Consider the following 20,628-nt stretch of genomic DNA (forward strand, 5'->3'; position numbering starts at 1 on the left):
AATGCTGATGTCCAACTCCGACCGCGCCGCGCGCTTGCATTATATGGCTAACGGTTTCCGCGTGCTCAGCCCCGGCGACCACGTCGCCTGCGCCGCCACCGGCCACCGCATCGCGCTCGAAGACCTGCGCTACTGGAGCGTCGCGCGCCAGGAAGCCTATTCCACCGCCGCCGCCGCCAGCGAAGCGATGGCGCCACGATGATCCGCGCGGCGGTGCTCGTCCTGCTAGCTGCATCCGGTGCCGCCGCCCAGCAAGCACCGCCCTCGAATACCGCGAACCAGTCCGCCTTCCGCTGGACCGGCACGCTCAGCCAGGGCGGGCTGATCCTCGGCACCGCCCCTGCCGGTACGCGCACGCTCACGCTGAACGGTAAGCCGATCGCGCTCTCCCCCGACGGCCGCTTCATCGCCGGTTTCGACCGCGACGCTGGCCCGCAAGCCACACTGATGGCGACACTCGCCGACGGCCACAATGTTACGCAAAGTCTAACGATCGCGCCGCGCGCCTGGCGGATCGAGCGCCTCGACACGCTCCCCAAATTCCCCGCGCCTGACCCGGTCTTCGCCAAACTGCGTCCGCCGGAACTCGCCCAGATCGTCGCCGCCCGTGCCCGCACCACTGACGCGCAGGGCTGGCGCCAGGCGTTCGCATGGCCAGCAACCGGCCGCATCTCGGGCCTGTTCGGATCGCAGCGCGTCTACAAGGGCGAACCCGGCAGCTATCATTCCGGCACCGACGTCGCGATCCCGACCGGCACGATCGTCACCGCACCCGCCGACGGCGTCGTGATCCTCGCGGCCGATCACCCGTTCACGCTGGAGGGCAATCTGCTGATGCTCGACCATGGCATGGGCCTGAACAGCGCGTTCCTGCATCTCTCGCGGATCGACGTGAAGCCCGGCGACCATGTCCGGCAGGGCCAGCCGATCGGCGCCTCCGGCATGACCGGCCGCGCCACCGGCCCGCACCTCCATTGGGCGCTACGCTGGAACGACGCCAAGCTCGACCCGATGCTGGTAACGGGGCCGATGCTGGTGACAGGTCCGATGCGCCCTTAGTTCTGGCGCTTGGCCTTCACGCCGGGTTGCCCGCCGACGCTCAAGCGGAAGCTGCCGAGCGCGGCGCGCTTGATGATCACCTTGTCGTTCGCGCGTGGGCGGCGGGCGATGATATTGTCGTCGGTCTGCGTCCAGCGCGCGCCGTCCGCCATGACGAAGCTCCAATGCCCCGCGCCATCGTCCGCAGCGCTCGCCAGCGTCGTTTCGATCTGCGGCAAATCGTCGCTGCCGAACAGGCCGAGGTTCGGCAGGCTGATCCCGAACAGGTTTCGTTTCGTCTCGCGGACCTGTTGCTGGTCGACCACGACGACTGCCTGGCTGCGCTCGGCGACGTCCAGCGCGGCGACCGATGCGTCGAAGCATTTCAGCCGCGCGGCCGATTCTGCAATCGCGCGACACTGCGTTACCGCCACCAACAGCGGCGCGCGCTCGGTCTTGCGCGACTTTGCTCCCGCCGTTGCCGGTCCAGCCGACGTGACCAACAGTCCCGTTGCCACCACAATCGCCGCGATCCGCATATCTACTCATTCCCCTTGCCTGCCCCGGAATAGGCCGGCGCGGGGAGGGCGGCAAGGACGCGCCGACGCTCCCGCTGTCGTACGCAAATGCAGCATCGGGGCGGGTTGTTGCTATTTGGTGACATCCGCCGCGCAATGCGACGCATCGAGGCCCATTTGTAACTTTCTTTTGGACAACGGGGTCCGGTCTTGCGACATCGCGCGCAGCGGCGACCACGCGGTCGCACAATGGATCGTATCGGGCGGAAACATTCGCCGATTCAAAAGGGATCAAGATAACCATGCGCAACCACATGTTCCGCGACTGCCTGATGGCGTCGACGATGATCGCAGGCGCGATCGTCGCTCTGCCAGCCTTCGCGCAGACCACGCCGGCACCGGCTCCCGCGCCGCAGGGCACCAGCAGCGACGACGGTGCCGCTGCAACGACCCCGGCAGTCTCGAACACGCCGAGCCAGGACCCCGCCGCTGCGGGTACGGCCCAGGGTGGCGACATCGTCGTGACCGGTTCGCGCATCTCCAACCCGAACCTGACTTCGGCGAGCCCGATCACCGTCGTCAACGCAGCAGACATCAAGCTGCGCGGCGCGACGCGTATCGAAGACGTGCTGAACAGCCTGCCGTCGGCCTTCGCGTCGCAGACCTCGTCGGTGTCGAACGGTTCGACCGGGACCGCGACGATCAACCTTCGTAACCTCGGTGAATCGCGCACGCTGGTGCTGGTCAACGGTCGCCGTCTGATGCCGGGCAACCCGTCGTCGAGCAGCACGGCCAGCGCGGCCGCCGACGTCAACATGATCCCGACGTCGCTGCTCAAGCGCGTCGACGTGCTGACCGGCGGCGCTGGTACGGTCTATGGTTCGGACGCAATCGCCGGCGTCGTCAACTTCGTGCTCGATACCGATTACGAGGGTTTCAGCATCGATACCTCGGGCGGCATCTACAACCACAATAACGACAGCGCGCGCTTCAAGGCGCTGAACACCGCACGCGGCTATCCGGCGCCGACCGGTCAGTCGTTCGACGGCACGCAGTTCGACATCAACTTCAAGGTCGGTGCGGGTACCAGCGACGGTCGCGGCCATGTCGTCGGCTACGGCGGCTACCGCAAGATCGGTGCGATCCTGCAGGGTTCGCGCGACTACAGCTCGTGCGGTTTCAATACCCCGGGCGCCGGTGGCAACGACTATGTCTGCGGCGGTTCGACCACGGCAGCGCCAGCGAACTTCTCGCTCGGCGATTCGGTCGTCAACGGCGCAGCAAGCGGCCTGCAGCAGCAGTACACGCTGAACGGCGCAGGTGCGCTGACCCCCGGTCGTACGCTCTACAACGCCAACCCGCTGAACTATTACCAGCGTCCCGATACGCGTTACACCGCGGGCTTCCTGGCCAACTACGAAGTCAGCAGCGCGTTCAAGCCGTACGCCGAGTTCATGTTCATGGACGATCGCTCTGTTGCGCAGATCGCCCCGTCGGGTGACTTCAGCAACACTGACACCCTGAACAGCAATAACCCGTTCCTGTCGGCGGCGCAGCAGGCGACCTTCTTCCGCAACACGAACCTCAAGCGGGATGCCAACGGCAACGTCATCAACCTGACCAACCCCGACGGCACGCAGTATCAGCAGGCGAACGTCACGATCGGTCGTCGCAACGTCGAAGGCGGCGGTCGCCAGGCGGATCTCCGTCACACGCAGTACCGTTACGTCCTCGGCGCCCGCGGCGACATCGACAAGGGCATCTCGTACGAGGCGTACGGCCAGTTCGGCAGCACCGTGTTCAACCAGGTGTACCGCAACGAATTCTCGATCGCGCGGACCACGCGTGCGCTCGATGCGATCACCGACACTCGTCCCGGCTCGGCGACGCTCGGTCAGGCGGTCTGCCGCTCGGTCGTCGACGGTACCGATCCGAGCTGCGTCCCGCTGAACATCTTCGGCGCGGCAGGCATCACGCCGGCGGCACTGGGCTACGTCCAGACCCCTGGTTTCCAGTCGGGCGAGAACAAGGAAAAGGTCGTCAACGCGTCGATGACCTTCAGGGGCGGTGAGTACGGCGTCCAGTCGCCGTACGCGAGCGAAGGCATCGCGCTGAACGTCGGTGGCGAGTACCGCAAGGAGTCGCTGAGCCTCGAAGTCGACAACGGCTTCCTGAGCGGCGATCTCGCCGGCCAGGGCGGCGCGACGTTGCCGATCCGTGGCAGCTACGACGTCAAGGAAGCGTTCAGCGAACTCATCGTCCCGCTCGTCAGCGGTCGCCCGTTCTTCAACGAACTGACCGTCAGCGGCGGTTACCGCTATGCGAGCTACAGCACCGCAGGGTCGGCAAGCTCGTACAAGGGTGAACTGGTCTGGGCGCCGATCTCGGACATCCGCTTCCGTGGCGGCTACAACCGTGCGGTTCGTGCGCCGAACACGCAGGAATTGTTTGCGCAGCAGTCGGTGCAGATCGACGGTGCGACCGATCCTTGCGCAGGTCTGGCCGTCAACGGTCTGGTCAACGGCAACACGGCGGCACAGTGCGCCCGCGCAGGTGTCCCTGCAAACCGCTTCGGTCTGGTCCAGGACAACCCCTCGGAGCAGTATAACGGCCTGGTCGGCGGCAACCCGAACCTGAAGCCCGAAAAGGCCGACACGGTCACCATCGGCGCCATCCTGCGTCCGTCGTTCCTGCCGGGCTTCAACCTGTCGGTCGATGGCTTCCGGATCAAACTGAACGATCGCATCGGTACCATCGGTGCCGACACGATCATCGCACAGTGCATCGCGACGGGTCAGCAGAGCTTCTGCGGGGCGATCAACCGCGACGCCAACGGCACGCTGTTCCAGGGCACGAACGGGTTCATCGTCGATACCAACGTCAATGCCGGTTCGCTGTTGACGCAGGGCATCGAGACGTCGGCTGGCTACACCTTCCGTTCGGACAGCATCGGCACGATCGGGCTCTCGTTCAACGGCACGTATGTCGACAAGTTCACCTCCGACAAGGCTGGGGCGAAGTTCGATTGCGCAGGTCTGTTCGGCGCTCAGTGCGGCTATCCGATGTCCAAGTGGCGTCACCAGGCGCGCATCTCGCTGAACACCCCGAACGGCATCGGCTTCTCGGGTAACTGGCGTTACCTGTCGGCGACGAAGTTCGAGCGCACCAGCAGCGATTCCGATCTCAGCGGTCCGTTCTTCGTCCGTGATGCCCGCGTGAAGGCCCAGAGCTACTTCGATCTCGCCGCAACGGTGCGTGTCGAGGACAAGTTCACCTTCCGCATGGGTGCCAACAACGTGTTCGACAAGACGCCGCCGATCCTCAGCGCGACGGCATCGCCGATCGGTTCGTTCGGTAACGGCAACACCTATCCCGGCATCTACGACGCTGTCGGTCGCTACCTGTTCGTTGGTCTGACCATCGACATGTAAGCGATCCTTCGGGACCAGGAAAAAGGGGCGGCAGATCATCGATCTGCCGCCCCTTTTTTTGTCGGGCGAAGACGGCTCAGGCGACCTGGAGCACGAGCTTGCCATCGCCTTCGTCAATCTTCACGGTCGCGCCGTCCTTCACCTCGCCGCGTAGGATCATGTCGGCGAGCGGGTCCTGCAGATACCGCTGGACCGCGCGCTTCAGCGGCCGTGCGCCGTAGACCGGATCATAGCCGACGCGGCCGAGCCACGCGCGCGCCGCATCGGTCAGGTCGAGCACGATCTTGCGGTCAGCGAGCAGCTTGTCGACGCGCGACACCTGGATGTCGACGATCGGCGCCATGTGCGCCTGACCGAGGCGGTGGAACAGGATCACCTCGTCGAGCCGGTTGAGGAATTCCGGCCGGAAGTGCGACCGGACGATCTCCATCACCTGCGGCTCGACCGACGACACGTCGTCGCCCTCCGCCATGTTCGCGAGATACTGGCTGCCGAGGTTCGACGTCAGAATGATCAGCGTGTTGCTGAAATCCACCGTGCGGCCCTGGCCATCGGTCAGCCGCCCGTCATCGAGCACCTGCAACAGCACGTTGAACACGTCGCCGTGTGCCTTCTCGACCTCGTCGAACAGGATCACCTGGTACGGACGCCTGCGCACCGCCTCGGTCAGCACGCCGCCCTCCTCGTAACCGACATAGCCCGGAGGCGCGCCGATCAGCCGCGCGACCGCGTGCTTCTCCATGAACTCGCTCATGTCGATGCGGACCATCGCCGACGGATCGTCGAACAGGAATTCGGCGAGCGCCTTGGTCAGCTCGGTCTTGCCGACGCCGGTCGGCCCGAGGAACAGGAACGACCCCAGCGGCCGGTTCGGATCCTGCAACCCCGCACGCGCCCGCCGCACTGCGGTCGAGACCGCCTTCACAGCATGCGCTTGGCCGATCACGCGCTTGCCGATCGTCGCTTCCATCGCCAGCAGCTTGTCGCGCTCGCCTTGCAACATCCGCTCGACAGGGATGCCGGTCCAGCGGCTGACTACCCCGGCGATATCATCCGCGGTCACTTCCTCGCGCAGCATCGCGCCCTTGGTCGCCCCCGCCGCCTCGTCGAGCTGGCGCTGCAACCCCGGAATCGTCCCGTAGGAAAGCTCGCCCGCCTTGGCGAGATCACCAGACCGCTGCGCCTGCTCCAGCTCCAGCCGCGCGGCATCGAGCTGTTCCTTGACCCGCGCCTCGGCGTTGATCTTGTCCTTCTCGCCCTTCCACCGCGTCGTCAGTTCGGCGGATTGCTCCTCCAGGTTGACGAGTTCGCCCTCCAGCGTGTCGAGCCGGTCGACCGACGCATCGTCGGTCTCGCGCTTCAACGCCTCGCGCTCGATCTTCAGCTGGATGATCCGCCGGTCGAGATTTTCGATCGCCTCGGGCTTCGATTCGACTTCCATGCGGATCCGCGACGCGGCCTCGTCCATCAGGTCGATCGCCTTGTCGGGGAGGAAGCGGTCGGTGATGTAGCGGTTCGACAGCGTCGAGGCGGCGACGATCGCGCCGTCGGTGATCCGCACGCCGTGGTGGAGCTCGTACTTCTCCTTTAGCCCGCGCAGGATCGAGATCGTGTCCTCGACGGTCGGTTCGCCGACCATCACCGGCTGGAACCGCCGCTGCAACGCGGGGTCCTTCTCGACGTATTTGCGGTATTCGTCGAGCGTGGTCGCGCCGACGCAGTGCAATTCGCCGCGTGCGAGGGCTGGCTTGAGCAGGTTGCCGGCGTCCATCGCGCCCTCGGATTTGCCCGCGCCGATCAGCTGGTGCATCTCGTCGATGAACAGGATGATGTCGCCCTCGGCGGCCTTCACCTCGTCGAGCACGCCCTTCAGCCGCTCCTCGAACTCGCCGCGATATTTCGCCCCTGCGATCAGTGAGCCGAGGTCGAGCGACATCAGCCGGCGATCCTTGAGCGTGTCGGGCACGTCGCCATTGGCGATGCGCAGGGCGAGGCCCTCGGCGATCGCGGTCTTGCCGACGCCGGGTTCGCCGATCAGCGCGGGGTTGTTCTTGGTGCGGCGCGCGAGGATCTGGATCGTGCGACGAATTTCCTCGTCGCGACCGATGACGGGATCGAGCTTGCCGTCGCGTGCCGCCTGGGTGAGATCGCGCGCGAATTTCTTCAGCGCATCATACCGGTCCTCGGCGCCCGCGGTGTCGGCGGAGCGGCCTTGGCGTAAGGAGTTGATCGCGGTGTTCAGCCCCTCGGGCGTCACGCCGCCAGCCTTCAAGGCCTTGCCCGCCGCGGTGTTGAGCGACAGCGCGAGCGCGACCAGCAACCGCTCGACGGTGACGAAGCTGTCGCCCGCCTTGGCCGCGATCTGCTCGGCCTGGTCGAGCACGCGGACGGCGTCGTTGTCGATCCCCGGTGTGGTCTGCGCGCCCGAGCCCGATACGACGGGTATCCTGGCCAGCGCCAGGTCGGTCTCCGAGGTCGCACGCTTGGCGTCGCCGCCCGCCGCCGTGATGAGCCCGGCAGCCATGCCCTGCTCGTCTTCCAGCAGCGCCTTCAACAGATGTTCGGGGGCGATCCGCTGATGGTTCATGCGGATCGCGACGGTCTGCGCGGATTGCAGGAAGCCCTTCGCGCGATCGGTGAATTTGTCGATGTTCATGACGAATTCCTGAGGGAGTGTTTCGGTGTTGGCCGAAAGATGGTGTTGTATTTGGGCAACACAAGAGGCGGGCGCAGGTAGGATGCTAGGGCCCGCGCGAGGCATCCGGAATAGCGTTTATTGTCGGTATCGAAGCGCCGCCGTCATCGCTATGTTCAGGTTCGCATGCTATATATGGCACGTGACAACAGCGATTCCCCATACTTACGCCATCGGCATCGAGCCGGCCGACATCGACTTCATGGGTCACGTCAACAACGCGAACTATCTGAAGTGGGTACAGGCCGCGGTGATCGACCACTGGCAGCGCCTCGCGCCCGCCGAGGCGGTGGCCGGGCATCTCTGGGTCGCGCTGAAGCACGAGATTACCTACCGCAAGCCGGCGTTCCTCGACGACGACGTCATCGCGACGGTGCTGCTCGAGAAGGTCCAGGGTGCGCGCGCGTTCTACGAGACGATCATCAAGCGTGGCGAGGACGTGCTCGCCGAGGTGAAGTCGAGCTGGTGCTGTCTTGATGCCGAGACGCTGCGGCCGTCCCGCTTGGCGAACAGCGTCGTCGAGCATTTCTTTCCGAAAGATCCTGCGGCAGCCTGATTTAGACCACCACCCCGGCGGAGGCCGGGGCCCAATTGGTAAGGTGGAAGTAAGCGCGCACAGCCCTTCGTTATTGCCGTCTCCCAATTGGGCCCCGGCCTTCGCCGCGGTGGTGCGTTGGATCTAGTGCGTCACACCACCTCGTACGGCACCGCCCCGCGCCGGTCCGGATCCACCCTGATCCCGCTCGCCGCGGGTGGAAACGCGCGTTGGTCGCAATCCGTCCGCAAACAGACGCGACACGAAGACCCGATCGGCGTCGCAATCCCGCCCGTCCCGAGCGCATCCGCGTAGATGAACTCCGACGCGTTCGCCTCTTCACACCCTAGCGCCACCGCATAGCGCCGCGCCGGCCTCGTGTACGTTTCGGAGGGCTTCACCAGCCCCTTTGCCATCGAGACGTAGCGGATGCCGTCGGTCGTCTCGATCAATTGCGTCAGAATGCGGTCCGGAATCGCCACCGCCTCATGGACGATCCACAGCGGACACGCCCCCCCGAACCGCGCGAATTGGAGGCGGGTGGCCGAGTGCCGCTTGGTAATGTTGCCGGCCATGTCGACGCGGCAGAAGAAGAACGGGATGCCGAGCGCGCCCGGCCGCTGCAACGTCGAGAGCCGGTGGCACGTCTGCTCGAAACTCGTCCCGAAGATCCGCCGCAACCGGTCGATGTCATGGCGGACACTCCGAGCCTCCGTCCGGAAGCGAGTGTAGGGCATGACGATCGCCCCCGCGGCGTAATTGGTCAGCCCCGCGGTCAGCAGCGCGCGCGCCGTTTCGGACGCCATCTCCGACGCCGCGACGATCCCGCCGATGACGTCGCCGAACTCGTGCCGCGCAACCTGGTGCGCGAGCGAGAACAGGGTCGTCTCGCCTGGCTGCGATCCGTCGAGCCGCAACGTTGCGCCGTCATAGTCGCGCAAAGGTGCAGCAAGCGCGCCCGAGATCGCGACCGACACGCCTCTTGCCGCCAGCCGAGTCTCAAGAGCCGCGATCCGGTCCGCCCCCAAAGTCTCGCCGATCTCCTCCGCGCGGCGATCGAGCGCATCGACGTAATTGCCCGCCGCATGAAACCAGTCGCGCACGTCCTCCCACGGCAGCAGCCCTGGCGCCCCCGATCCCGCCACGAGCCGGTCGTCGAGCGCCCGCAACTGCTCCTGCGCGCGGCGATATGCGTCGTGCATCGCGACGAGGCGTTGCGCCAACAGCGGCTGGTGCTTCACCGCTCGCCGCACTGCGGTCTCGTCGAGCGCGGGCGCCTCGACGCTGGTATCCGACACTGCCTCCAGCGTCGCGATCAGCAGCGCGGTATCGTCCGCCGCATCGATGCTGCCCCAGTCCGCCGGAAACTCACGCGCGAGCGTGATCAGCACGCCTTCGGTCACCGGCCGGTCACCATTCTCGATCTGCGAGAGGTAGCTCACCGACAGCCCGATCCGCGCCGCCATCGCCGCCTGGCTGATCCCGAGGACACGGCGCAGGTCGCGCAAGCGGTGTCCGACGAAGAGGCGACGTGCGGGGAGAGTCATCCCTCCGCCTAGTTTGCAAACATCACGTCGGCAAGTTTGCAACATTGCATTTGCGCATCGCATCCCGCTCTGTGAAGGCAATCAGCAGGACGGAGAGACGATGTCATCGACGATCGAAGAGCTTGAACGCCGCCGCGAAGCCGCCAGAGTCGGCGGGGGCCTCAAGCGGATCGCAGCGCAGCACGCCAAGGGTAAGTTCACCGCGAGGGAGCGCCTTGACGTGCTGCTAGACGAGGGATCGTTCGAGGAGCTCGACATGTATGTCGAGCACAATTGCGTCGATTTCGGCATGCAGGACCAAGTGATCCCCGGCGACGGCGTGGTCACTGGCTCGGGCACGATCAACGGCCGCCTCGTCTTCGTCTTCAGCCAGGATTTCACCGTGTTCGGCGGCTCCTTGAGCGAACGCCATGCGCAAAAGATCTGCAAGGTGATGGACAGCGCGATGAAGGTCGGCGCGCCGATCATCGGCCTCAATGACAGCGGCGGTGCGCGCATCCAGGAGGGCGTAGCCTCGCTCGGCGGCTATGCCGAGGTGTTCCAGCGCAACGCGCTCGCCTCGGGCGTCGTGCCGCAGCTCTCGCTGATCATGGGGCCCTGTGCCGGCGGCGCGGTCTACTCCCCCGCGATGACCGACTTCATCTTCATGGTGAAGGATTCGAGCTACATGTTCGTCACCGGCCCCGACGTGGTCAAGACGGTGACCAACGAGGTCGTGACGCAGGAGGCGCTTGGCGGCGCGGTGACGCACACCACCAAGACGTCGGTCGCCGACAACGCGTTCGAGAACGACATCGAGGCGTTGCTCGCGGCGCGCGATTTCTTCGATTTCCTGCCCGCGTCGAACCGGGACGGCGTGCCCGAGCGGCCGACCGCGGACGAGTGGGACCGGATCGAGGAGAGCCTCGACACGCTGATCCCGGCGTCGGCGAACCAACCCTACGACATGCACGAGCTGATCCGGAAGACCGTCGACGAAGGCGATTTCTTCGAGACGCAGCCGGCGCATGCCGCCAACATCATCACCGGTTTCGGCCGCATCGAGGGCCGCACGGTCGGCTTCGTCGCGAACCAGCCGATGGTGCTCGCGGGCGTGCTCGACATCAACAGCTCGAAGAAGGCGGCGCGGTTCGTGCGCTTCTGCGACGCGTTCGAGATCCCGATCGTGACCTTCGTCGACGTCCCCGGCTTCCTGCCCGGCACCGCGCAGGAGCATAACGGCATCATCAAGCACGGCGCGAAATTGCTGTTCGCCTATGCCGAGGCGACCGTGCCGAAGATCACCGTCATTACGCGCAAGGCGTATGGCGGCGCGTACGACGTGATGGCGTCGAAGCACCTGCGCGGCGACCTGAACTATGCGTGGCCGACCGCCGAGATCGCGGTGATGGGAGCCAAGGGCGCGGTCGAGATCATCTTCCGCGGCAAGACGCCGGAAGAGATCGCCGAACGCACCGCGGAATACGAGGCGCGGTTCGCGAACCCATTCGTCGCCGCGTCGAAGGGCTTCATCGACGAAGTGATCCAGCCTCACTCGACCCGCCGCCGCATCGCGCTCGGCCTACGGAAACTCCGCGGCAAGGCGCTGGAGAATCCCTGGAAGAAGCATGATAACATCCCGCTGTGACGATCCAGTCGCTCGGGAGGCGATCTTGAAAAAACTGCCACTGTCGAAACAGCTCATATTCGTCGGCATCGTCTTCGGCGTGGCGATGCTCACGTCGTTCGTGCTGGCCTTCTTCGCAGCCGCCGCGGCCGGGCGAAGCGGTCAACCGCTGCCGTCGCCGATCATCGGCCTTTCGATGGGCGTTGTCGCAGGGACGATCTATCTTCTCCTCGCCGGTAATAAGCGCGTTGCGCTTGCGAGCAGCGATGCCCGGCAGGCGGCGTTGGCCCCGGTAGTCGACGGCACCGCGCGACTGATCGTCTTTCGTCGGGGTTTCGTCGGCAAGCTGGCCGGTGTCGACGTCTATGTCGATGGCGAGGTGCGGACGCAGCTGAAGAGCCCGCGCTTCGCGGCGCTGACGGTGGGGCCGGGGACTCATACGCTCGAAACCAGGGTGCAGAACAAGTCGTCCAAGCCTTTTGTCGTCGAAGCGGTCGCTAACACGACCGCCATCGTGGAGATTGAGCTCGGATTGAAGCAGCAGGTGCTCGTTCAGCGGGCTGATGATGCCAATCTTCGTACGGTGCTCGCCGGTACGCCGATGGTGATCGCGTGATGCTCGGTCTGCTCCTGCTCCAGGCCGTCGCCACAGCCGCGCCTGCGCCCGCCTGGAAACTCGCCGATCGCACCAGCCCGGCAGGCGTGCGCAGCATTTCCACGTCGGTCACCGGTAATGACGGACTCTCACGGTTGGTCGTCAAGTGTGACGTCGCGTCCGAGCCGATCGTGTCGCTTCAGTTCATCCAGCCGCAATCGCTCGGATCGGGTGCGGACAAGCCCGTCGCGGTCCGCTTCGATGGCGGGCCGGCATTCACCTACAACTGGCAGTTTCCGGGGACTGGTACGTACACCGCCGACCCCGAAGCTATTACCAGGCTGACGACGTTCCTCGTCAAGTCGAAGACGGTGCGCATTGAAACCACCAACGGCGCGAACTTCGCGGTGCAGGCGAATTTCGTCGCGCCGACCGGCGATGCGATGATCCGGCAGGTGCTCGGCGTCTGCGGCTATACCCTAGGTGTCGTCCCGGTTGCGCCGCCACCACCGAAGGATGCCCAATGACGCTAGGCCGCCTCAACCACGTCGGAGTCGCGACGCCGTCGATCGCGAAGTCGGTCGAGACGTATCGGTTGTTGCTCGGTGCGACTGCGATCGGCGAGCCGTTCGACCTGCCCGCGCAGGGCGTGAAGGTGTGCTTCATCGATGCGCCGAATACGCAGATCGAACTGATCGAACCGTATGACGAGAGTTCGCCGATCGCCGGCTTCCTGCGCAAGAACCCGGCAGGCGGGCAGCATCATGTCTGCTTCGAGGTCGCCGACATCGCCGAGGCTGTCGCCGACCTGAAGGCAAAAGGCGCGACCGTGCTGGGCGAGCCGCGGATCGGCGCGCATGGTACGCCGATCGTGTTCGTGCACCCGAAGGATTTCGGCGGCATGCTGGTCGAGTTGATGGAGACGCCGGGCGATACCGGCGCGCACTAGGAGAGATCTGATGGCCGCGTACGAGCATATCCTGAGCGAACGGCGCGGCGACGTGCTGGTGCTGACGCTCAACCGACCCGACCGGCTGAACGCCGCGCCGCCGGCGATGTTCGAGGAGTTGCGCGCGGCGCTGAGCGATCTGGACGGTGCGCGGGCGGTGCTGATTGCGGGCGCAGGGCGCGCGTTCTGCTCGGGCGCTGATGTCGGTGGTGGCGCGCTTGGTTCGGACAATCCGGGCGAGACGACGTTCGCGGCGCTGACCGGCAGCTATAACCCGACGATGGCGGCGATCGCCGATCTGTCGGTGCCGGTGGTGAGTGCAGTGCGCGGGCCGGCGGCGGGGATCGGGTGCAGCCTCGCGCTCGCCGCCGATTTTTGTGTCGCGAGCGAAAGCGCGTATTTCCTTCAGGCGTTCGTGAATATCGGGCTGGTGCCCGACGGTGGCGCGTCGTGGATGCTGCCGCGGCTGATCGGCAAGGCGCGGGCGACCGAGATGATGATGCTTGGCGAGCGTGTGCCAGCGGCGAAGGCGCTCGACTGGGGGATGGTGCACAAGGTCGTTGCTGACGAGGCGCTCGATGCCGAGGCGTTCGCGCTGGCCGAGCGGCTGGCGGCGATGCCAACGGTCGCGCTCGGGTTGATGCGGCGGGCGATCACCGCCGCGTACGAGACGGATTACGCGACCGCAATGCAGGCCGAGGCGGCGAACCAGCGCGACGCGCGCGGGTCTGCGGATTCGATGGAAGGCGGTCTCGCGTTCCTGACCAAGCGCAAGCCGGTGTTCACGGGCAAGTGACCTCCGCCTTCAACACCACCCCGGCGTTTATAACCACCACCCCGGCGAAGGCCGGGGCCCAGTCGGGCAACGGTCGATTGGCTGGTGCTGCGCTGCGTTACTTCGACCTTTCCAACTGGGCCCCGGCCTCCGCCGGGGTGGTGCAAACTTATGACTGACAAACCGAACCCCACGCTCGCCGACTGGCAGGCAGCCGCTACCAAGGAAGTAAAGGGCGCCGACCTAATCTGGCCCACCCCAGAAGGCATCGACGTCAAGCCGCTCTACACCGCGGAAGACGTCACCACGGACCCCGGCCTCCCAGGTTTCGCCCCCTTCACCCGAGGCGTCCGCGCGTCGATGTACGCCGGCCGCCCCTGGACGATCCGCCAATATGCCGGCTTCTCCACCGCCGAAGCCTCGAATGCGTTCTACCGCCGCAACCTCGCCGCCGGCCAGAAAGGCCTCTCGGTAGCGTTCGATCTTGCCACGCACCGCGGCTACGATAGCGACCACCCCCGCGTCACCGGCGATGTCGGCAAGGCAGGCGTCGCGATCGACTCGGTCGAGGACATGAAGATCCTCTTCGACGGCATCCCGCTCGACAAGATGTCCGTCTCGATGACGATGAACGGCGCGGTGATCCCGATTCTCGCCTTCTTCATCGTCGCGGGCGAGGAGCAGGGCGTCGACCGGAAACTGCTCGACGGGACCATCCAGAACGACATCCTCAAGGAGTTCATGGTCCGCAACACCTACATCTACCCGCCCGAGCCGAGCATGCGGATCATCTCGGACATCTTCGGCTACACGAGTCGCGAGATGCCCAAGTTCAACAGCATCTCGATCAGCGGCTATCACATGCAGGAGGCGGGGGCGACGCAGCTCCACGAGCTCGCCTTCACGATCGCCGACGGCATGGAATATGTGAAATACGGCGTCGCGAGCGGCCTCGACATCGACAAATTCGCCGGGCGGCTGTCGTTCTTCTTCGCGATCGGCATGAACTTCTTCATGGAGATCGCCAAGCTCCGCGCCGCCCGCGTCCTCTGGCACCGTGCGATGACGCAGCTCGGCGCACAGGACGAGCGTTCGAAGATGCTGCGTACGCACTGCCAGACGTCGGGCGTCTCGCTCACCGAGCAGGACCCGTACAACAACGTCATGCGCACGACGATCGAGGCGATGGCGGCGATGCTGGGTGGCACGCAGTCGCTCCACACCAACGCACTCGACGAGGCGATCGCGCTGCCGACCGACTTCTCCGCACGGATCGCCCGCAACACACAGATCGTGATCCAGGAAGAGACGGGGATGACCAAGGTCGTCGATCCGCTCGGCGGCAGTTATTATATCGAAAGCCTGACACAGTCGCTGGTCGACGGTGCGTGGGGCCTGATCGAGCGGATCCAGTCCGAGGGCGGCATGGCGAAGGCGGTCGCGGCGGGCTGGCCCAAGGCGATGATCGAGGAAGCCGCCGCCGGCCGCCAGGCACGCGTCGATCGCGGCGAGGACGTCATCGTCGGCGTCAACAAGTACAAGCTCGCCGAACAGGACGCGATCGAGATCCTCGACGTGGACAATGTCGCGGTGCGCGCCGGCCAGATCGAACGGATCGAGCGGGTTAAGGCTACGCGCGACGAAGCTGCGTGCCAAGCCGCGCTCGACGCATTGCGGGAAGGCGCGCGCATTCCTCCCCGGAACGGGGAGGGGGACCAGCCAACGGCTGGTGGAGGGGGCGTGCCACAAGCGGGTACGCCTGAGGAAGCCCCCCTCCGTCAGCCTGCGGCCGACACCTCCCCGGAACGGGGAGGATTTGAGAACAACCTCCTCGCGCTTGCCGTCGAATGCGCCCGAGCCAGGGCCACACTCGGCGAAATCTCCTCCGCGATGGAGGACGTGTTCGGCCGCTACGGCACGCAGCCCACACCCGTCTCCGGCATCTACGGTGGCGCGTACGAGGACGACGCGCGCTGGACCCGTCTCACCGACGGCGTCGAGGCCACCGAGCGCCGCATGGGGCGCAAACCCCGCATGCTCGTCGCGAAGATGGGCCAGGACGGCCACGACCGCGGCGCCAACCTCGTCTCGTCGATGTTCGGCGACCTGGGCTTCGAGATCGTCCCCGGCCCGCTGTTCCAGACCCCCGCCGAAGCCGCCGCACTCGCGCTCGAAAACGACGTCGATATCGTCGGCGCCTCTTCGCTCGCCGCCGGCCACAAGACGCTGATCCCCGAACTGATTGGCTATCTCCGCGAGGCGGGCCGCGCGGATATCAAGGTGATCGCGGGTGGCGTTATCCCCGCCCAGGACTATCAGGCGCTGCGCGATGCGGGGGTCCAGGCGATCTTCGGCCCCGGCACCAACCTGATCCAGGCCGCCGAGGACGTGTTGAAACTCCTCGGCCACAACATGGCCCCGCAAGAGGAACGGGTATGAACATGCGCACCACGGTGTTGGCGATCGCGCTGACCGCTTTCAGTATCGCGCCAGCTGTGGCGCAGGAAACCGCGCCGACCACCGGCCGCTCGATCTCTATGATCGCGCAGGTCATGGTGAAGACGCGCGACGGCAAGCCGATCCCACTCGGATCGCGCATCAAGCCAGGTAAACCCACCCTCGTATCGATCTGGGCGAGCTGGTGCCCGCCGTGCATCGCCGAAGCCCCGTATCTGAACAAGATGCGCAAGGAATTCGGCAGCGGCTACAACTTCCTTTACATCAACCGCAGCGAGGGCAGTCCCGATCGCACCCAACCGCCCGCCGCGATCGCGCAGTTCCTGCAACGCGCCGGCATGAGCGACATCGATTACGTCGTCGCTGACGTCGATGCGTACCGCCAGGTCATCGGCAAGGACATCAAGGATATCCCCGACGGCAAGGTCGGCATTCCGCGCGTCTATCTGTTCGATGCCAAGGGGCGGCAAATCCACACCGCCTACGGCTTCGGCGACGGCGGCGGGCCCGAGCTCGAAGCGCGCGTGAAGCGCGCGATGGCGGCAAAGTGACGCTACCCGCCAGTTACGCTGCCGCGCGCACGCGCTATGCGACGACGCGAAACGACCAGAGACCAAAGGCCGCATGATGATCGAAACCCTCCTCCGTCCCCCCGTCGCAGACCCCGCCGTTGCGACTGCCGCGCCGAGCGTCCGCATCGACTGGACCCGCCCCGAGATCTCCGCGTTGTTCGACCTGCCGTTCGACGAACTCATGTTCCGCGCGCAGACGGTACACCGCGCGCACCATGCGATCGGCGAGGTGCAGCTCTGCACGTTGTTGTCGATCAAGACCGGCGGTTGCCCCGAGGATTGCGGCTATTGCTCGCAGTCCGCGTCGTCCGACTCCGGCCTGAAGGCGGAAAAGCTGATGGACGTCGACGCGGTCCTCGCCGATGCGGCGCAGGCCAAGGCCGCCGGCTCGCAGCGTTTCTGCATGGGCGCCGCGTGGCGCAACCCCAAGCCGCGCGACATGCCGAAGGTCGTCGCGATGGTCGAAGGCGTCCGCGCGATGGGGCTGGAGACGTGCATGACGCTCGGCATGCTCGACGCGGACCAGGCGAAGCAGCTCGCCGACGCCGGCCTCGATTACTACAACCACAACATCGACACCTCGCCGGAGAATTACGGCAACGTCATCACCACGCGCACCTTCGGTGACCGGCTCGAGACGCTGGCGAACGTGCGTGACGCAGGGATCTCGGTCTGCTGCGGCGGGATCGTCGGGATGGGCGAGACGCGCAGCGACCGCGTCGGCTTCGTCCACGCGCTCGCCACGCTGCCGCGCCACCCCGAGAGCGTCCCCGTCAACGCGCTGGTCCCGGTCAAGGGCACGCCGCTCGGCGACATGCTCGCCGGCACGCCGATGGCGCAGATCGACGACATCGAGTTCGTCCGGACGGTCGCCGTCGCGCGGATCACGATGCCGCTGAGCATGGTGCGATTGTCTGCGGGTCGCGAGAGCATGTCCGAGGCTACCCAGGCGCTCTGCTTCATGGCGGGCGCGAACTCGATCTTCACCGGCGACAAGCTGCTGACCACCGGCAACGCCGGCGACAGCGCGGATGCGACGCTGCTGGCGAAGCTCGGGATGAAACCGATGGTCGGCGCGGAGCCGATGAGAGAGGCCAAGACATGCTGCTGATCGCACTTTTGATGGCCGCCGCGCCGATGCAGTCGCAGGCGACGATGAACCGTTCCGCCGGTACGAGTTATGCCCAGGCCGATGCCACGATGACCGCGCAGTGGAACCGGACGTACGCCTATATGAAGCGGCGCGACGCGCAGGACGGGTCGCGCGGCGGCGGGTTTGGCTATGCGGCCGCGCTGTTGGAGAGCCAGCGCGCATGGCTCAAGTTCCGCGATACGCAGTGCGTGATCGAAGGCGGGCAATATGCCGGCGGTTCGGCGCAGGGCAGGACGATTGCCGGATGTCGGACCGGCCTGACGCAGGCCCGCACGAAGCAGCTCAAGACGATGATTTGGTACCAATAACCAGTCCGCACCCGGACCGCGTCCGGCAAGACGGCACAGATTAGGGCGAGTGATGTTCAAGAAAATCCTGGTCGCCAATCGGGGCGAGATCGCGTGTCGGGTCATGCGGACCGCCAAGGCGATGGGCATCAAGACCGTCGCGGTCTATTCCGACGCCGACGCGCGCGCGCCGCATGTGCTGATGGCCGACGAGTCCGTCCGGCTCGGGCCGGCACCCGCCGCGGAGAGCTATCTCAAGGCCGAGCTGATCCTGCTCGCGGCGAAGGAAACCGGCGCGGACTGCATCCATCCGGGCTACGGCTTCCTCTCCGAACGTGAGAGCTTCGCGCTGGCGTGCGCCGAGGCCGGGATCGCCTTCGTCGGGCCGCCACCGAACGCGATCGCCGCGATGGGCGACAAGATCGAATCGAAGAAGCTCGCCAAGGCCGCGGGCGTCAACGTCGTGCCGGGCTATCTCGGCGAGATCGACAGCACCGATCACGCGGTCGAGATCGCCGGCGGCATCGGCTATCCGGTGATGATGAAGGCGTCGGCCGGCGGCGGCGGCAAGGGCATGCGCCTCGCCTACAGCGAACAAGACGTCCGCGAAGGCTTCGAGGCGACCAAGCGCGAGGGGCTGGCGAGCTTCGGCGACGACCGCGTGTTCATCGAGAAGTTCATCGAATCGCCGCGCCATATCGAAATCCAGCTGATCGGCGACCAGCACGGCAACATCGTCTATCTCAACGAGCGCGAATGCTCGATCCAGCGGCGGCATCAGAAGGTTGTCGAGGAGGCGCCATCGCCGTTCGTCACGCCTGCCATGCGCAAGGCGATGGGGGAGCAGGCGGTCGCGTTGGCGCAGGCGGTGGGGTATTATTCGGCGGGTACGGTCGAGCTGATCGTGTCGGGCGCGGACACGACGGGTGAGGGGTTCTACTTCCTCGAGATGAACACCCGGCTCCAGGTCGAGCATCCCGTGACTGAGGAGATCACCGGGCTGGACCTGGTCGAACTGATGATCCGCGTTGCTGCCGGGGAACCGCTCGGGTTCACGCAAAATGACGTGAAGCTCAACGGCTGGTCGATTGAGAACCGCGTGTATGCGGAGGACCCGTATCGCGGGTTCCTTCCGAGCATTGGTCGGCTGGTGCGGTATAATCCGCCCCTCCCGTTCGCCCTGAGCGAAGTCGAGGTGCATGCCCCGAGCGAAGGTGCTTCGACTTCGCTCAGCACGAACGGGGAAGGGGTGGCGGAGTCCGACGAACCCCGAGTCCGCGTCGACGACGGCGTCCGCGAGGGCGGCGAGGTCAGCATGTTCTACGACCCGATGATCGCCAAGCTCATCACCTGGGCGCCTACCCGCGACGGCGCCATCGCCGCGCAGATCGCCGCGCTCGACGCGTTCGAGCTGGAGGGGCCGGGCAACAATATCGATTTCCTCTCGGCGATCATGCAGCATCCTCGCTTCCAGTCGGGCGCGCTGACGACGGGCTTCATCGCCGAGGAATATCCCGACGGCTTCCACGGCGCGCCCGCCGACGCCGAACTGCTGAAGACGCTCGCCGCGGTTGCCGCCTTCGCCGCCACGGCCGAGGCTGATCGTGCGCGCCGCATCGACGGCCAACTCGGCAAGCGCCTCCGTCCGCCCGCTGACTGGGTGGTGACGATCGACAAGATCGACCATGCGGTGACGGTCTCGACCGACGGCATTGCGGTCGATGGCGAAGATCTCGATTTGTCGCTCGAGTACACGCCCGGCGATCGCATGGTGGTCGCCGACGGTCATGGGGCGGATGGCGACGAACACCTCACGATCCGCATCGCCAAGGCCCGCGCCGGCTTCAAGCTTACCGCGCGAGGGGCGAGCCATGTCGCCCGCGTGCTCCCCGCTCGCGTCGCGCCCTACACCGCGCACCTGATCGAGAAGGTGGCGCCCGATCTGTCTAAGTTCCTGATCTGCCCGATGCCGGGGCTGCTGGTGCGGCTCGACGTCGCGGCGGGCGACAAGGTCGAGGCGGGGCAGGCGCTCGCGGTGGTCGAGGCGATGAAGATGGAGAACATCCTTCGCGCCGAGAAGACGGGGACGGTCAAGTCGGTTGCGGCGAAGACGGGGGATAGTCTCGCGGTGGATCAGGTGATTCTCGAGCTGGACTGAGCGAGGCGCCGTCCAGTTCTGCTCCAGCTAGTACCCCTCCCACCCCGTCATGCCGGACTCGTTCCGGCATCCACCGTTCCGCGTAACCGATAAAACTGAGTATGCGGGTCGGTGGGCCCCGGCCTCCGCCGGGGTGACGGACTAGGGTGGAGGGCGCGTTCCTGATCGTGACCACGTGGCCATGGACGGCGCCGTGGTTTCCCCGCGAAGGCGGGGACCCAGTCTGGGCTCCCGCCTTCGCGGGAGAACAAGGGTGTACGGGTGACGATCGTATGCGCGCGCTTGCGTTTCACTAACTCCACCCCGGCGAAG

17 protein-coding genes are annotated in these 20,628 nt (G+C 65.9%); 14 read left to right on the forward strand and 3 right to left on the reverse strand.

The window, feature by feature from the left end:
- Position 1 precedes the first annotated feature (1 nt).
- On the forward strand, positions 2–202 hold the full coding sequence (locus ASG20_RS14740) for a DUF2093 domain-containing protein (protein ID WP_056054286.1): 201 nt from the start codon (positions 2–4) through the stop codon (positions 200–202).
- Positions 199–1,059: a M23 family metallopeptidase gene (locus ASG20_RS14745; RefSeq protein WP_056054289.1), complete on the forward strand. Its 861-nt coding sequence runs from the start codon at positions 199–201 to the stop codon at positions 1,057–1,059. Before ASG20_RS14740 ends, ASG20_RS14745 begins: the two co-directional genes overlap by 4 nt.
- Here ASG20_RS14745 and ASG20_RS14750 read toward each other — a convergent pair.
- A complete protein-coding gene (locus tag ASG20_RS14750; protein ID WP_056054292.1) occupies positions 1,056–1,577 on the reverse strand; it encodes a hypothetical protein in 522 nt (173 codons plus the stop codon). The two genes, ASG20_RS14745 and ASG20_RS14750, sit on opposite strands and share 4 nt — an antisense overlap.
- A gap of 281 nt (positions 1,578–1,858) precedes the next feature.
- On the opposite strand from ASG20_RS14750, the gene ASG20_RS14755 reads away from it, so the two are divergent.
- Positions 1,859–4,987: a TonB-dependent receptor domain-containing protein gene (locus tag ASG20_RS14755; RefSeq protein ID WP_056054295.1), complete on the forward strand. Its 3,129-nt coding sequence runs from the start codon at positions 1,859–1,861 to the stop codon at positions 4,985–4,987.
- A 76-nt stretch (positions 4,988–5,063) separates the two neighbouring features.
- On the opposite strand, the gene clpB is transcribed toward ASG20_RS14755, so the two are convergent.
- Positions 5,064–7,643 (reverse strand): ATP-dependent chaperone ClpB, encoded by a 2,580-nt coding sequence (gene clpB / locus ASG20_RS14760; protein WP_056054299.1) that lies wholly within the window; start codon positions 7,641–7,643, stop codon positions 5,064–5,066.
- A gap of 181 nt (positions 7,644–7,824) precedes the next feature.
- Here clpB and ASG20_RS14765 point away from each other — a divergent pair, with 181 nt between their 5' ends.
- Complete coding sequence (locus ASG20_RS14765; protein ID WP_056054832.1) at positions 7,825–8,238, forward strand: acyl-CoA thioesterase; 414 nt, start codon at positions 7,825–7,827, stop codon at positions 8,236–8,238.
- Between the two features lie 131 nt (positions 8,239–8,369).
- On the opposite strand, the gene ASG20_RS14770 is transcribed toward ASG20_RS14765, so the two are convergent.
- The gene (locus ASG20_RS14770) at positions 8,370–9,764 is read right to left on the reverse strand and encodes a helix-turn-helix domain-containing protein (RefSeq protein ID WP_056054302.1); all 1,395 of its coding nucleotides are present in this window, start codon (positions 9,762–9,764) and stop codon (positions 8,370–8,372) included.
- A 100-nt stretch (positions 9,765–9,864) separates the two neighbouring features.
- Here ASG20_RS14770 and ASG20_RS14775 point away from each other — a divergent pair, with 100 nt between their 5' ends.
- The 10 genes from ASG20_RS14775 to ASG20_RS14820 all read left to right on the forward strand — a co-directional run bounded on the left by ASG20_RS14775 (position 9,865) and on the right by ASG20_RS14820 (position 20,316).
- Entirely contained in the window at positions 9,865–11,391 is a 1,527-nt protein-coding gene (locus ASG20_RS14775; protein ID WP_056054305.1) for an acyl-CoA carboxylase subunit beta, read from the forward strand.
- A 25-nt stretch (positions 11,392–11,416) separates the two neighbouring features.
- Positions 11,417–11,986: a hypothetical protein gene (locus tag ASG20_RS14780; RefSeq protein WP_056054308.1), complete on the forward strand. Its 570-nt coding sequence runs from the start codon at positions 11,417–11,419 to the stop codon at positions 11,984–11,986.
- A complete protein-coding gene (locus ASG20_RS14785; protein ID WP_056054311.1) occupies positions 11,986–12,492 on the forward strand; it encodes a hypothetical protein in 507 nt (168 codons plus the stop codon). Before ASG20_RS14780 ends, ASG20_RS14785 begins: the two co-directional genes overlap by 1 nt.
- Complete coding sequence (gene mce / locus ASG20_RS14790) at positions 12,489–12,914, forward strand: methylmalonyl-CoA epimerase (RefSeq protein ID WP_056054314.1); 426 nt, start codon at positions 12,489–12,491, stop codon at positions 12,912–12,914. Before ASG20_RS14785 ends, mce begins: the two co-directional genes overlap by 4 nt.
- Before the next feature lie 10 nt (positions 12,915–12,924).
- Complete coding sequence (locus ASG20_RS14795) at positions 12,925–13,710, forward strand: enoyl-CoA hydratase-related protein (RefSeq protein WP_056054317.1); 786 nt, start codon at positions 12,925–12,927, stop codon at positions 13,708–13,710.
- Positions 13,711–13,860: 150 nt separating this feature from the next.
- The gene (gene scpA / locus ASG20_RS14800; protein ID WP_056054322.1) at positions 13,861–16,128 is read left to right on the forward strand and encodes a methylmalonyl-CoA mutase; all 2,268 of its coding nucleotides are present in this window, start codon (positions 13,861–13,863) and stop codon (positions 16,126–16,128) included.
- A complete protein-coding gene (locus tag ASG20_RS14805; protein WP_231420569.1) occupies positions 16,125–16,697 on the forward strand; it encodes a TlpA family protein disulfide reductase in 573 nt (190 codons plus the stop codon). The genes scpA and ASG20_RS14805 overlap by 4 nt, the downstream gene beginning before the upstream one ends.
- Before the next feature lie 76 nt (positions 16,698–16,773).
- Positions 16,774–17,829, forward strand: coding sequence for a biotin synthase BioB (gene bioB, locus ASG20_RS14810; RefSeq protein WP_443025951.1), 1,056 nt, complete (start codon positions 16,774–16,776; stop codon positions 17,827–17,829).
- Entirely contained in the window at positions 17,820–18,179 is a 360-nt protein-coding gene (locus ASG20_RS14815; RefSeq protein ID WP_056054328.1) for a lysozyme inhibitor LprI family protein, read from the forward strand. The genes bioB and ASG20_RS14815 overlap by 10 nt, the downstream gene beginning before the upstream one ends.
- Before the next feature lie 52 nt (positions 18,180–18,231).
- Entirely contained in the window at positions 18,232–20,316 is a 2,085-nt protein-coding gene (locus ASG20_RS14820) for an acetyl-CoA carboxylase biotin carboxylase subunit (RefSeq protein ID WP_056054332.1), read from the forward strand.
- Positions 20,317–20,628: the final 312 nt, after the last annotated feature.

The organism is Sphingomonas sp. Leaf198 (assembly GCF_001424005.1).
In the GTDB taxonomy this organism is placed as follows: domain Bacteria; phylum Pseudomonadota; class Alphaproteobacteria; order Sphingomonadales; family Sphingomonadaceae; genus Sphingomonas.

Coding starts and splice junctions, on each gene's coding strand:
- scpA (WP_056054322.1), top strand. CDS start 13,861: ATGACTGACAAACCGAACCCCACGCTCGCCGACTGGCAGGCAGCCGCT.
- ASG20_RS14740 (WP_056054286.1), top strand. CDS start 2: ATGCTGATGTCCAACTCCGACCGCGCCGCGCGCTTGCATTATATGGCT.
- ASG20_RS14805 (WP_231420569.1), top strand. CDS start 16,125: ATGAACATGCGCACCACGGTGTTGGCGATCGCGCTGACCGCTTTCAGT.
- ASG20_RS14785 (WP_056054311.1), top strand. CDS start 11,986: ATGCTCGGTCTGCTCCTGCTCCAGGCCGTCGCCACAGCCGCGCCTGCG.
- ASG20_RS14755 (WP_056054295.1), top strand. CDS start 1,859: ATGCGCAACCACATGTTCCGCGACTGCCTGATGGCGTCGACGATGATC.
- mce (WP_056054314.1), top strand. CDS start 12,489: ATGACGCTAGGCCGCCTCAACCACGTCGGAGTCGCGACGCCGTCGATC.
- ASG20_RS14745 (WP_056054289.1), top strand. CDS start 199: ATGATCCGCGCGGCGGTGCTCGTCCTGCTAGCTGCATCCGGTGCCGCC.
- ASG20_RS14750 (WP_056054292.1), bottom strand. CDS start 1,577: ATGCGGATCGCGGCGATTGTGGTGGCAACGGGACTGTTGGTCACGTCG.
- ASG20_RS14775 (WP_056054305.1), top strand. CDS start 9,865: ATGTCATCGACGATCGAAGAGCTTGAACGCCGCCGCGAAGCCGCCAGA.
- ASG20_RS14795 (WP_056054317.1), top strand. CDS start 12,925: ATGGCCGCGTACGAGCATATCCTGAGCGAACGGCGCGGCGACGTGCTG.
- bioB (WP_443025951.1), top strand. CDS start 16,774: ATGATCGAAACCCTCCTCCGTCCCCCCGTCGCAGACCCCGCCGTTGCG.
- ASG20_RS14770 (WP_056054302.1), bottom strand. CDS start 9,764: ATGACTCTCCCCGCACGTCGCCTCTTCGTCGGACACCGCTTGCGCGAC.
- ASG20_RS14820 (WP_056054332.1), top strand. CDS start 18,232: ATGTTCAAGAAAATCCTGGTCGCCAATCGGGGCGAGATCGCGTGTCGG.
- ASG20_RS14815 (WP_056054328.1), top strand. CDS start 17,820: ATGCTGCTGATCGCACTTTTGATGGCCGCCGCGCCGATGCAGTCGCAG.
- clpB (WP_056054299.1), bottom strand. CDS start 7,643: ATGAACATCGACAAATTCACCGATCGCGCGAAGGGCTTCCTGCAATCC.